The sequence below is a fragment of the Sinanaerobacter sp. ZZT-01 genome (assembly GCF_035621135.1).
GTDB lineage: Bacteria > Bacillota > Clostridia > Peptostreptococcales > Anaerovoracaceae > IOR16.
This window is the reverse complement of the sequence record NZ_CP141728.1, coordinates 1,731,405-1,743,880: the sequence shown is the minus strand read 5'-3', so window position 1 is coordinate 1,743,880 and position 12,476 is coordinate 1,731,405. Positions and strand designations below refer to the sequence as shown.

Here is a 12,476-nt window from a genome sequence, read left to right as displayed (position 1 = left end):
CGAAAGCTTCGATCAATTCATTAAACATAGACTACCTCCTATTTCATTATTCTGTGGAATTCCTCCAATATAAACTATAACAAGTTTTCAATTAACTTAGGGGATGGTCTTGGAATGACCGTACTACCCACCATAAGCTCGCTTCCCTGCTGTGCTGCTTCTACGGCAGCCTTCACGGCTCCTACATCTCCAGTCAGCGTTACAATTCCTTTTCCGCCAATTGCACAGCCCATGCGCACTTCAACCAAAGTAATATTTGCGGCTTTTGCTGCAGTATCTGCAGCCGTAATTGCCGAAGCAATGGAATAAAACTCAAGAACCCCGACTGCTCCAAATCGTTCAATTGGATTGGTCATATTGATTGCTAACGTTACTTGTGAATCAATATTTGGGATAAAAAGAGTATCGACTGCACATTCCCCGCTTTTTTGTATGCCTTCTTTCATGGATGACTCGACTGCACCGGTATCACCACCGACTACCACAATATATTTTCCCGGACAAACTGTAGAGGCTCTCAGCAGCTCCACTTGTGCTGCCTTTACCATGTAATCGCATACCTCAATTCCCCTTGCAATGCTATTCAATTCTATCATGCCGATTGCATTTGCCATTGATCTCACTCCTCACTCTCTGTAATTACAACCTTCTCATTATTTATAAATGTAATTTTTCCAGTAATGCTGGCATGCAGATTTGCACAAAGAGCATTTTCTCCGATACTACCGATTAATTCACCTTTTTGAACAAATTCGCCGGTTTCTCTGCAAGGTTGTGCACCCGCACCAATATGCTGCTTTAAATAAAGTGTCACTGTTTTTGGTCTGTATTCCCTACAAGGCTCTTTTACATGAAGGGATGCGTATTTGCTTAACCCCAGCCTTGCAATCAACCTGTCGGTAGGAATTCTTCTCCAGTCAAGCCCTTCACGCACCTGGGGTGATTGGTTCTTTTCCGGGTTAATTTTCCTTTCCGCCAACTTGCCTTTAATATATCCATTTACTTTTCGAGGAGACAATCCCATTGGACAGGCAAACATTTCACAAATTCCACAGTCACAACAGTTTATCGCACTCCCAAATGCATGTTCATATTCTACATTATCTTTAATTGTTTTTTCTCTGTAAAGATTTCTCATCACTTGACTTGGTCTTATATCATGCCCAATTAAATAACGAGGGCACATATCGGTACACATTTTACACTGGATACAGGCGCTTCTGGTCTGTGCCGCAATGGCAGAAATGGAGAGCTCTGAGCGTTCAACCAAATAGTGTCCTTTTGGCAGCAAAATCACATTTCCAGTTGTCTTTGTAACAAATTCCGTCTGCGCCTCTTCCCCTTTGCAGACTCTTCCCATCATCGGGCCGCCGAGTATAAAGTCATACTTAGAAATAAGGGGTTTTGCCATTTCAATGCACTCCTTTATGGATGTTCCAATTGGAACCTTTAACATTAATGGCTTTTCTACCTCACCTACAATTGAAAGATATTTGTCTGTAACCGGTTTTTCGGCAACAGCTTCTCCCACATTTAAAACAGTTCCAACATTATCGACAACTGCTCCGACATGTAGTGGTAACCCTCGTTCCGGCACACTTTTTCCGGTAACAAATTGAACTAAAATCTGCTCATCACCTGCAGGGTAAAAAGAAGGCATTTGCACCAATTCAAAGGAAGAGTTGTGTTTATCTATTGCCGCAGACAAGGCTTTAATCTCTTCTTTGTATTTACTTTTTAAAGCGATTACCTTTCGCTTTGCTTTTAAATGAGTCGCAATTAATTCAGCTGATATAATCAGCTCTTCCGGAAAAGTCCGCATTAAATATTTATCCGTCTCAATTAAAGGCTCACATTCTGCGGCATTTATAATAAAAGTATCTGCCTGTGCCGCCAGCTTAACATGAGTGGGAAATCCGGCTCCTCCGGCCCCAACAACTCCTGCAGACTTTACCGCATCGATCAGTTTCATAGAATCACCTCACTATTCCGAGTCGATTTATAGTACATTTTCATCAATTTCCTGGTCATCTACAATCCCTACAACCGTAGCGTCTACAGGAGTTTTTGAATCTCCAACCGCACTGCGAGCAGAACTTCCGGAAACAATCAGAACCGTCTCGCCCACTCCTGCTCCAATAATATCTGCGGCAACAATCGGACTCATTTTACTGTTCTTTTCAAGCAGATCTATCGGTATCACGATTAAAAGCTTTAATCCTGCCAAACGTTCTTCTTTTCTAGTTGCCCAAATCGTCCCAATAACTTTTCCTACCTGCATATGTTTCCATCCTCTCTATTAATGCTTCGAGTGCTCTGCTTTCCGCAATAATCTTACATCTCCGCAATCACTTTGATGCCTCTTTCTCTCGCATAATCTTTTGCAAGATCGGTTACAATCGTTTTTTTACCTATTCGAATCTCAGTTATCTGATTCGTACAAGCTTCATGAATGTCACGCTCTGTCACCACTTTTTTTCCTAAATGCAGGATTTCTTTCTTCTCCTGAACGTAAGGCTGCTGACTCTTTATACCGGATTCTTCTTCGCACGTTTCCTTTTCACAGATTACCGAATAGAGTTGCTTTAAATCACACAATACTACATCCGACCGTTTTAAAAGAGCTACATACTGCAGCATGTGGTCATAATAGGCCGCAGGTGCACTCTTGCTATAGCAAAGAAGTTCTAATTCCTCTGTTGGAATAATCACCTTTTTGCCCATTAATATGGCTCGAGTTGCTAATGCTGTCAAAGGGGTATCTCCGATGCCGTTTGCAATCTTTACGAGTCGTTCATTGCTTACGTTACAAAGTACGACTGTATCCACTGCAGCGATATCGCAATCATAGTTCTCTTCTGCAGCATACGTAATGTTCCATTCCTTCTGGTTTTTTATTGAATCCCATACTTCATGGCATTGCTCACTGCCTTGTGGCGACAAAATAAGGAGTTTCTTTTTTGTTCCACACTCCGTAACAGGTGCTTCACAATTCAATGATTCTTGTTCCTGCAATATTTTTTTTACTCTGGCTGTAATTTCTTCAACCAGTTCATTCCATTCCATTTGCCCCCTCCTTCCTAACCGGCAATACAGTTCATTGCAATCCCCGCAGGAGTTACCAAGAACGGATTATCCGGTTTTATAGTTATAATCCCTGTCTCTTTTTCGAAGATTTTTTCAATTCCTGTAAGACAGCAGGTCCCTCCACAAAGATAAATGGTATCAATCTCTTCTGGGTGAACATACCGTTTTACAATTGCAGCCATTTTTTCTACCACAGCTTTTACTACGGGTAAAATTTCTTTATGCTTACTGTAATCTTGTTTTATCTCCTCAGCCTGCGCAAGATCAATATGAAAATTCCCTGCTAGAACCAAAGAGATATGTGTTCCTCCAGTTGCTTCATCTTCCATGCGAATCACCTTACCATTGTGCAGAATTGCGATCCCTGTTGTTCCCCCGCCGATGTCTACCACAGCCCCGTTTTCAATTTGGTAAACAGCATTTGCTGCAGAAGGTTCATCCAAAACATTTGTAACCTCAAAGCCTGCTCCCTCCGCCACATACGTGTGCGTATTTACGCTGCTTTCTGTTCCTGCGGGCATTGCAATCGCACAATTTAAAAGCTCTCTTCCGCCTAAACGCTTCTCCAGCTTTCCCTTTAAGTCCTTTACAATCTGCAAAGCACCTAAGTAGTCTACGACAACCCCGTCTTTCAGCACATTGGCCGCTTGTTTTTCGCATGCAATTGGATTATCCTGTTCATCAAGCACAACCATGACAATGTAAGCAGTTCCCAGGTCCACTCCAACTTTTAATTTTTCTCCTGTTGGTTCAAAGGTTGTCGTTTCTGACTGGGCGATTCGCTCCATATATTTATTTACTCTTTGCAAATTCATCCTACATTCCGCCTTTTTTATTTTCGGATCTTCGCTACAACAAAACCGCTGCATCCTGACGCATTCGCCTCGTCCGTATCAATGTGCACTCTACATCTGGATTCTGCACTGATTCTGACCGCTGCATCCAATACAGTCGGACGAGAAGTCATCAATTCCAGTTTCACTTTCTGATGGTCACACAGGCCTAAAGCTTCACCGGCTTCCGGTGTCATATGCACATGTGCCTGTGCAACAATTACTCCCTCTTGTAATGAAACTTCTCCACAAGGTCCTTTTAATACTGCACTCCCTGAATCTTTTAAATCTCCCGACAAACGAACGGGAGCTTTGATTCCCATTGTCATGCAGTCGCTCATTGAAAGTTCTACTTGTGTTTCTTTTCGAACTGGCCCAAGAACCGATACCTTTTTTTCTCCTTTTGATCCAACGAGTGTTACTTTCTCTTCTGCCAAATATTGTCCGGGCTGCGATAAATCCCTTTTTTTTGTTAATTGAACTCCCTTTCCAAATAGTGTTTCTAAATCTGCTTGACATAAGTGTACATGCCTTGCAGAAACCTCTACCTGTATCAGCCCGTTCTGCTGCATCGCTGTAGCTACCATTTCCACTAAATTATGATCCATCTTGTCTTCTCCCTATTGATACATTCCTGCTAAATATCGGCACATCATAATGTGCAGCGCACTGGATAAGCGATTCAATGCTTCTAAGATATCTGGCCGGCTGCACCTTTTCTTTTCAATAAATGCCACAGCCGCTGCGACCTCTACCTCTCGAACAGAAGATCTTAGCTGATTCAACAGTGCATAGCTGCTTCCCATTTTATAGGAAGGAAGTTCCATCTGTTTAATTTTAAAATACTTCATCGGATCGTGAGATTGTTCTCTCAGCTCTTTGTAACTTAGGCCAATGATGGAGTCATTAAAAAATCCTTCGTTCAATACGTCACAGCGCATAATTTCACGCAATATGGCTAGGATTCCATCCAAATCTTTCAACAGATTTTGGTTCACACCCTTTTCCGCCAGATTTGCTTGATCCAATACAATCTGCGACTGTATAGAGTCCAGCTTTCCTCGAAAATAAATTCTCGCATGACTTTTCGTCACAAGAACGTTATCGTAAAGCTGACACATATATTCTGGTTTTTCCGTATAATAGGCTCCGCTTTCAAAATCTATATACTTAGCCTTTGGAGGCTCCGGAGCCTGTGTAACAGACTCCGAAACACTCTTTTCTTCTTTTTTCGGCTCGGCACCCTTGGGCGCAATCTTAATCTTACGTTGCTGCAGATATTCACGGCCGGCCGGTGATAACAGCTTCCCTTCCGGGATATAATAAACATCCGGTTGCTCGTTACGCAATTCCGTCCGTAAAATCGCTTCCGTTATTACCTTCAAATTTTCTCACCTCCTGCCTCTTTCAATCGCCCTTTATTTTTGCAAAACAGGAAGTATCATCTCTACTTCTTCATGCGGTCTTGGAATAACGTGCACAGAAATCAATTCTCCCACTCTTTCCGCAGCTGCTGCTCCAGCATCTGTTGCAGCTTTTACCGCACCTACATCGCCTCTTACCATAACGGTAACAAGGCCGCCTCCTACGTGTTCTTTTCCAATTAAGGTAACATTTGCAGCTTTTACCATTGCATCTGCTGCCTCAATGGAACCAACCAATCCTTTTGTTTCTATCATACCTAACGCTTGCATTGCTGCCATCTTCTTTCCTCCTTACTTTAATACCGGAAGTATCATTTCTACTTCTTCATGCGGTCTTGGAATAACGTGTACAGAAATTAATTCTCCCACTCTTTCCGCAGCTGCTGCTCCAGCATCTGTTGCAGCTTTTACCGCACCTACATCGCCTCTTACCATAACGGTAACAAGGCCGCCTCCTACATGTTCTTTTCCGATTAAGGTAACATTTGCAGCTTTTACCATTGCATCTGCTGCCTCAATGGAACCAACCAATCCTTTTGTTTCTATCATACCTAACGCTTGCATTGTAGCCATATCGTCTCCTCCTTATCTTTGCTGCCTAAACAGCTTCCAATTGACGAATAATTTCTCGAACAATTTCGTTCACCTGATCTTCTTTCAAGTTTCCACAGCCCAAACGATTACTTGCCTGAGCCGCTTCTTTTCGTATGGTCTCCATACTCTTTTTTCCATAAGCAACATATCTTAAATTATACAATTGCTCCGGCCCTACATTTTCACTCGTCGCACTTCCTCCAACGGCTCCGCATCCTAAGGTTAAGGCTGGCATTAAGCCAGTCGATGCACCGATTCCTCCCATTGCACCCGGGCTGTTCACGATAAATCTTGACACTGGTACACGTTTTGCGAAATAATCTATAATTTCCTGATTTTCTGAGTGAATGATAAATGAGTGTCCTGCACCTTCATAATATAAAATTTCGCAGCATCGATCACAAACTGCCTTATAATCCTTCTCTGCGTAAAAAGCTAGAATCGGAGTTAGTTTTTCATTGGAATAAGGATGCCCTCTTCCGACTCCGTCTTCCTCTGCAACAATGATACGTGTGCCCTCCGGAAGTGAAAGCCCTGCCAGTTCGGCAATATTTTGCGCACTTCTTCCAACAATCATCGGATTCATGGTTCCGTTTGATCGAAGAATAAAGTTTCCTAATTTCTCTTTTTCTTCTTGATTTAAGAAATAAGCCCCCTGACGTTTCATTTCTGCCTGCACTGCCTCTTTTTGATCCAGATCACAGATAACGGACTGTTCGGTAGCACAGATGGTTCCGTTATCAAAGGTCTTTGAATCGAAGATGCATTGAACAGCCTTTTGAAGGTTTGCTGTACGTTCAATATATGCCGGACCATTACCTGGACCAACCCCAATTGCCGGCGTTCCAGAGGAATAGGCCGCACGTACCATTGCAGACCCTCCAGTCGCAAGAATCAATGAAGTATCCGGATGGCTCATAAGCACATCTGTCGCTTGAACAGTCGGTAAAGAAACACAGCCGACAAGATCACTGTTACCTCCTACTTCCGTAATCGCCTGACGAATCACTTTAACTGTTTCTAAAATACAGTTTAAAGCGTTCGGGTGAGGTGAAAATACAATTGCATTTCCTGCTTTGATTGCAATTTCCGCTTTATAAAACACGGTAGAAGTTGGATTTGTTGAAGGAACCAACCCAGCAATAACCCCCATTGGTACAGCTAGAGCATACGTTCCTGCCTCCTTATCCTCTTTCAGTACGCCGATCGTCTTCATTGTCTTAATCCGATCATAAACGCCTTTACTTCCAAATATATTTTTTATTTCTTTATCTGCAACAACTCCAAATCCTGTCTCATCATGAGCGAGCTGTGCCAGCCTTTTCGCATTACGAATCCCTGCTTCTGCAATTGATTTTACAATGAGGTCAACATCTTCTTGCTTTTTTTGTGCTAACTCAAGCTGTGCCGCTTTCGCACGCTCTACTAATTCTCTGACTTCCTGCACAGACAGCAAATCTTTATCATAAAGTAGCATCAGTCCTCTCTCCTTTCCTTAAATTCGCTGATTGCTTTAATTAGTTCATCTTTTTTAGCAAATTTTATTTTATTTTTTGTCATATTTGTTATTTCTAATGTTCGTGCAAGATGCCTTAGTTCCTCAACTGATTTCTGGGATAATTCCAACTCCTCTGCTGTCTTCACTACAGACTCTACTTGATCTGACACAGCTTTCTTTTTCAGTTCAATCTCTGAGTCTTCTAAGCAGACTTTTTCCTCAAGCAAAGGTTTCTCTGTCTCTGAAGAAACATTCTTTTCTACGGTCTCTTTTTCTCTGTATTCCAACGGCTTTTGTGTTTCAATCATATTCATAACACCTTCACTTGGCCTTGGTATTACATGCACGGATACGATTTCTCCTACGCGATTAGCCGCTGCCGAAGACGCATCCATAGCCGCTTTCACTGCTCCTACATCACCCATTATGATAACCGCTACCAATCCGCCTTTTACCTTAGTAACGCTGTGCAGAGTTACGTTCGCAGCTTTCAAGGCACTATCCAACGCCTCTACTGCACTTAAAAACCCTTTCACTTCTATCATTCCTATGGCTTTCATAACTTGCATCCTTCCCGATTAACCCAATGGGTTCTCTGCAACATACTCAATTGCAGCTGCAAATGCTTCACAAGCTGCTTTACATGCAGATTGACTGCCCGTAAGCAATGCCCCGCCAAAGTTTGTTTCTGAAGGTGGTGCATATAATACACACATGCTGACATCAGCTGCCTTCATCGCTGCATCCACACCATACATCGCTTCAAGCGGAGGCGCTATTAGATAGGCAAGAGCTTCGCCTTCCTTAATACCTGCTCCTTCTGATAAATAAGAACCTGTTCTTGAAATACAATGTGCATAATACGGAATCGAATCGTCTTCATTTGCGGAAACAAAGTGTGCTACATTTTCAATAAAATCAATACATGCCTTTAAACCACTTTTAATTTCTGCAGGATTTGGTCCTGCTAAAATTCCTATAATTTCACCTGCTAATTTTGTATTTGCATTCGCAGCTCCACCATAAAAACTCTTTGCATAAACAACTTTTACATCCGCTGCTTTTGTTGCTTCATCTAAAGCTGTATACGTTACATCATCACAGTCAGCTGTGATCAACCCTAACGATCTTTGGTCTGGAGTCAGCCCCAGCTCTTTTGCTAATTCCGGGTTTACATTCGGAATCACTTTTGTTGCCAATACGGTGGCTTTCAAAGGATCTCTTTTCATGTCCTAAATTCCTCCTTTTTCATTACAGTTTCAAGTTCGTTCCACTTGCTTTCTTTTCGAGCATTACTTTTATAATTTCTGCAATATGCGCTCCGGCTTCTACCGGCATGGTTCCTGCCTTATGAATATTAGATACTACTGTTCTTCTTGCTTCTGGCATCCCCATAGTTGCTTTGTAAGCGATATAGGCACTCATTGATTCTGCGGTAATCAGACCTGGTCTTTCTCCAATTAATGCACACGTAACATCAGCATTTGTAAGTTCAGATATCTGATCCATTGCACCAACGCGACCATATTTTACGAAAAATGGTGTGCCAACATCAATTCCCTGACTCTGTAATCCCTGCATGATCGCAGGAAGCAGATCTTGGACGTTTGCTGCTACGGAAGCAGAGGAAAGTCCATCTGAAACATAAATCTGAACTGTTGGATTTTTCTTGCACTTTTCTTTAATCACTTCAACCGCTTCTTCGTTGAGTCTTCTCCCAAGATCTGGTCTTGTTAAATAAATGTCTTTATTCTCACACTGTGTCTGCACTTTGAAAAGATTCATTTGATCTATAAACTCTTCATCTACATCATTAAATACAGCATCCTGAGCAGCAGAATGAGCCGCTTTAAACTGAAGCATTGGATCTGTCTTATAACGTGCTCCGCATTTCCCAATACCGAGGCGACAAGGTGCAAACTGTTTTAATTCATAATAAACCTCACCATTCTGCGGATTCTCAACCAGATATTGTTCTCGGATATCTACTTCGGTCACATCAGGAATACAACCATCTTCTATTTTAGATGTGTCCTGCTGTGCTTCCGTTGCATCGCATTTCTTTTCTTCACTCGGCGTATCACAAAGCTGCATTTCTTTTAATACCTGCTCAATGATTTTTTTCAAATCGTTCTGTTCCATCTTTATACCTCCCTTCTATTTCTTCAAAAATACGGAAGCATCTCCCGCTAAAGGTGTCAGCTTGCCATTCTCTGAAAAGCCCATTTTTTCCAACCAAAGATCAAATTCCTTAATTGGTCTTAATCCGAAAATTTCTCGAAGTGCAGCTGCTTCATGATATCCTGTGCATTGATACATCAGCATGCAGTCATCACCCTGAGGAACTCCCATAATGTAGTTACACCCAGATGCGACAAGGAGAGTCGCCAGATTTTCAATATCGTTCTGATCTGCCTTCATATGGTTGGTATAGCACGCATCACATCCCATTGGAATTCCAGTGAGTTTCCCCATAAAATGATCTTCTAAACCTGCACGAATTACCTGCTTTGAATCATATAAGTATTCCGGTCCGATAAATCCAACAACTGTGTTGACTAAAAATGGATTATAACGTTTTGCAAATCCATAGCAACGTGCTTCCATCGTCACCTGATCCCATCCATGATGTGCTTCGGAAGATAATTCCGATCCTTGGCCTGTTTCAAAATACATAACATTTGGTCCGGTACTCGTTCCTTTTTTGAGCATCATATCATGACCTTCATCTAGCATAGTAGCCGTCAAACCAAACGCTTCATTTCCTTTCTGCGAGCCTGCAATTGACTGAAACATTAAGTCAATCGGTGCATTAAATTTATCGGCCGCCTCAGTTTGTGTCGTTACGTGTGCTAAAACACAAATTTGAGTTGGCACCTCCCATTTACGTTTAAATTCATCAAAATTCTTTAAAATTCTTGCAACACTTTCTACGGAGTCATCCACTGGATTTAGACCGATTACCGCATCACCGCAGCCCAAGCTTAACCCTTCCATAACGGATGCCATAATTCCCTTTGGATCATCTGTCGTATGATTTGGTTGAAGTCGAGAAGAAAAGGTCCCCGGTAATCCAATCGTAGTATTACAGTGTGCCGATACTCTCATTTTTTTTGCAGCATAAATCAAATCAAGGTTTGTCATCAGCTTACAAACCGCTGCAACAATCTCACCGGTAATACCTCGAGAAACTCTCCTTATCATGCTCGGTGTCGTTGTTTCGTCTAACAGCCATTCTCTAAATTCAGCAACTGTCATGTGTTTCACTTCACTAAAAATCGATTCGTTTACTGCATCTTGAATGATTCTGGTTACTTCATCCTCCTCATACGGAACTGCCGGCTGATTGCGCAATTCTTCCAATGTAATGTGAGACAGCACAACCTTAGCAGCTACGCGTTCCTCTGCGGTCTCCGCAGCGATTCCGGCTAATTTATCACCGGATTTTTCCTCGTTTGCCTTAGCCATGACTTCTCTGAGTGACTTAAACTCATACGTGTGGCCAAATAGCTTTGTTTTCAATATCATGCTCCTTTTCACCTTTTCCTTTCTCTATATTGATTTCTTCCAAATGGAAGCCATCTACGAGTTAAATATGAGTGTTTTGATCACCACGGGTAATACGTGACCACCCCCAACAGGTTCTCCTAAATCAACATAATCTCCATTCTGTGCTTTGATCCCATCAATACAGATGACATCTGCCTTACCTTGAAGTTTTATGTGCATTGCATTTCCTAACGCCTTACCGATATCAGATTCCAACATCACAATTAAAGGAAGTCCTTTCTTTTGTATCAGCTCAGTTGCACTTATCATTGCATCTGCCAGTTTTTGAATGGAAGAGAAAGAAGCGTAACGATTCCCTTTTAGTAAAATCGCTACCGGCTGCGGCTTTTCTTCCGATTGATAGATTGGCATTTGTCTTAAAATAGCCTGAGAAATCAAGTCAGGAGTTTCTTCATCTGCATCTGCGAGCCGTAAAATCGGTATGTTCTTGATAGGGAGTTTTTCCTTTTGATAAAAGATAGTGCTTCCGCTTACCTCTGTGGTATGACTCCCTGCTCCAACTACGGTTGCCCGAATGGTTTCTTCTCCTCTATAGCAAAGAACGTTCTCTAAAATTCCACATCGGTTGATCTCCTGCCCAAGAAGGACACCGACATCTCCGTACCGAAAAAGATCATTCTCCTCCGGTTCATAAACATAGCCGGCAACGCCTCCTGAGAAAGTAACTGCATCAATTTTTAATTCTTCTGGCAGTGCCTTTCCTTCATTCGTATAAAGAACCGACATTTCCACTTCATTCCCCGATAGATGTAATGCCTTTTTTATCTGATTCGCCATCAAATTGCAAATTTTTCTCAATTTAATTTCATCTGCATTATCTCCAACTTTTATTTCAATTCCATTTTGCTTTGCTAATTCTTCTAGTTTTGAATAAATATATATAATCTTTCCTTTTTCAACTTTTATGAGACGTCCTCCAACATCCAGGCAAGTTACCGCATAAAGGCTCCCCTTTTGAAAAACTGAAATATTTGTTGTCCCGCCACCTATATCTAAATTGGCAACGGTATTTCGATTTTCTTCACTTAAATGATCTGCTCCAGCGCCTCTTCCAGAAAGGACGGACTCTAAGTCTGGGCCTGCGGTTGCCACGACAAAATCACCTGCTAAATCACTGAGGCGGTTTAATACCAAATTGGCATTCTGTTTTCTTGCAGTTTCACCTGTAATAATCACGGCTCCTGTCGTAACCTGATCAAAAGTCATCCCTGCTTTTTTATACTCATTTCGTATTATTTCACTGACACCTTCTGCATCAATTTCGGTAGAAGAAAGCAATGGTGTGAAATAAATATCACTGGAATAAATTACTTCTTTATTTACAATCTCTACTCTTGGTACTGTGTAGGCAGAGGCACGATTTTCAATGGTCAGCCGACTAAAGATCAGCTGTGTCGTCGATGTTCCAATATCAATACCTACACTTATCACATCCTCCCTCAAAAGAACCACATCCTTCCCTTACCTTTT

The 12,476-nt window shown here is 41.9% G+C and carries 15 protein-coding genes; all 15 read right to left on the bottom strand.

Annotated elements, in window-relative coordinates:
* Positions 1 to 74: 74 nt before the first annotated feature.
* Genes U5921_RS08340 through eutA form a run of 15 tightly spaced genes read right to left on the bottom strand, consistent with a single transcriptional unit; the run spans position 75 to position 12,449 of the window.
* Positions 75 to 614 (bottom strand): BMC domain-containing protein, encoded by a 540-nt coding sequence (locus U5921_RS08340; protein WP_324822202.1) that lies wholly within the window; start codon positions 612 to 614, stop codon positions 75 to 77.
* A 5-nt stretch (positions 615 to 619) separates the two neighbouring features.
* Complete coding sequence (locus U5921_RS08335; protein ID WP_324822200.1) at positions 620 to 1,972, bottom strand: 4Fe-4S dicluster domain-containing protein; 1,353 nt, start codon at positions 1,970 to 1,972, stop codon at positions 620 to 622.
* A 27-nt stretch (positions 1,973 to 1,999) separates the two neighbouring features.
* Positions 2,000 to 2,281: a EutN/CcmL family microcompartment protein gene (locus U5921_RS08330; protein WP_324822197.1), complete on the bottom strand. Its 282-nt coding sequence runs from the start codon at positions 2,279 to 2,281 to the stop codon at positions 2,000 to 2,002.
* Between the two features lie 53 nt (positions 2,282 to 2,334).
* Positions 2,335 to 3,066, bottom strand: coding sequence for a hypothetical protein (locus tag U5921_RS08325; protein WP_324822194.1), 732 nt, complete (start codon positions 3,064 to 3,066; stop codon positions 2,335 to 2,337).
* 14 nt (positions 3,067 to 3,080) lie between these two features.
* Positions 3,081 to 3,902 carry an ethanolamine utilization protein EutJ gene (eutJ, locus tag U5921_RS08320; protein WP_324822191.1) on the bottom strand — a complete coding sequence of 274 codons (822 nt, stop codon included), beginning with the start codon at positions 3,900 to 3,902 and terminating at the stop codon, positions 3,081 to 3,083.
* Positions 3,903 to 3,919: 17 nt separating this feature from the next.
* The gene (gene pduL / locus U5921_RS08315; RefSeq protein WP_324822188.1) at positions 3,920 to 4,528 is read right to left on the bottom strand and encodes a phosphate propanoyltransferase; all 609 of its coding nucleotides are present in this window, start codon (positions 4,526 to 4,528) and stop codon (positions 3,920 to 3,922) included.
* A 12-nt stretch (positions 4,529 to 4,540) separates the two neighbouring features.
* Entirely contained in the window at positions 4,541 to 5,305 is a 765-nt protein-coding gene (locus U5921_RS08310; RefSeq protein ID WP_324822185.1) for an ATP-binding protein, read from the bottom strand.
* 33 nt (positions 5,306 to 5,338) lie between these two features.
* Positions 5,339 to 5,623: an ethanolamine utilization microcompartment protein EutM gene (gene eutM / locus U5921_RS08305; protein WP_324822182.1), complete on the bottom strand. Its 285-nt coding sequence runs from the start codon at positions 5,621 to 5,623 to the stop codon at positions 5,339 to 5,341.
* A gap of 12 nt (positions 5,624 to 5,635) precedes the next feature.
* Complete coding sequence (eutM, locus tag U5921_RS08300) at positions 5,636 to 5,917, bottom strand: ethanolamine utilization microcompartment protein EutM (protein WP_206459836.1); 282 nt, start codon at positions 5,915 to 5,917, stop codon at positions 5,636 to 5,638.
* Between the two features lie 25 nt (positions 5,918 to 5,942).
* Entirely contained in the window at positions 5,943 to 7,415 is a 1,473-nt protein-coding gene (locus U5921_RS08295) for an acetaldehyde dehydrogenase (acetylating) (RefSeq protein WP_324822179.1), read from the bottom strand.
* Positions 7,415 to 7,996: a BMC domain-containing protein gene (locus U5921_RS08290; RefSeq protein ID WP_324822176.1), complete on the bottom strand. Its 582-nt coding sequence runs from the start codon at positions 7,994 to 7,996 to the stop codon at positions 7,415 to 7,417. The genes U5921_RS08295 and U5921_RS08290 overlap by 1 nt, the downstream gene beginning before the upstream one ends.
* Positions 7,997 to 8,014: 18 nt before the next feature.
* The gene (gene eutL / locus U5921_RS08285) at positions 8,015 to 8,665 is read right to left on the bottom strand and encodes an ethanolamine utilization microcompartment protein EutL (protein WP_324822174.1); all 651 of its coding nucleotides are present in this window, start codon (positions 8,663 to 8,665) and stop codon (positions 8,015 to 8,017) included.
* Between the two features lie 22 nt (positions 8,666 to 8,687).
* Positions 8,688 to 9,578 (bottom strand): ethanolamine ammonia-lyase subunit EutC, encoded by an 891-nt coding sequence (gene eutC, locus U5921_RS08280; RefSeq protein WP_324822171.1) that lies wholly within the window; start codon positions 9,576 to 9,578, stop codon positions 8,688 to 8,690.
* Positions 9,579 to 9,593: 15 nt separating this feature from the next.
* Positions 9,594 to 10,964 (bottom strand): ethanolamine ammonia-lyase subunit EutB, encoded by a 1,371-nt coding sequence (locus U5921_RS08275; protein WP_324822168.1) that lies wholly within the window; start codon positions 10,962 to 10,964, stop codon positions 9,594 to 9,596.
* A gap of 54 nt (positions 10,965 to 11,018) precedes the next feature.
* Positions 11,019 to 12,449, bottom strand: coding sequence for an ethanolamine ammonia-lyase reactivating factor EutA (eutA, locus tag U5921_RS08270; protein WP_324822165.1), 1,431 nt, complete (start codon positions 12,447 to 12,449; stop codon positions 11,019 to 11,021).
* Positions 12,450 to 12,476 lie beyond the last annotated feature (27 nt).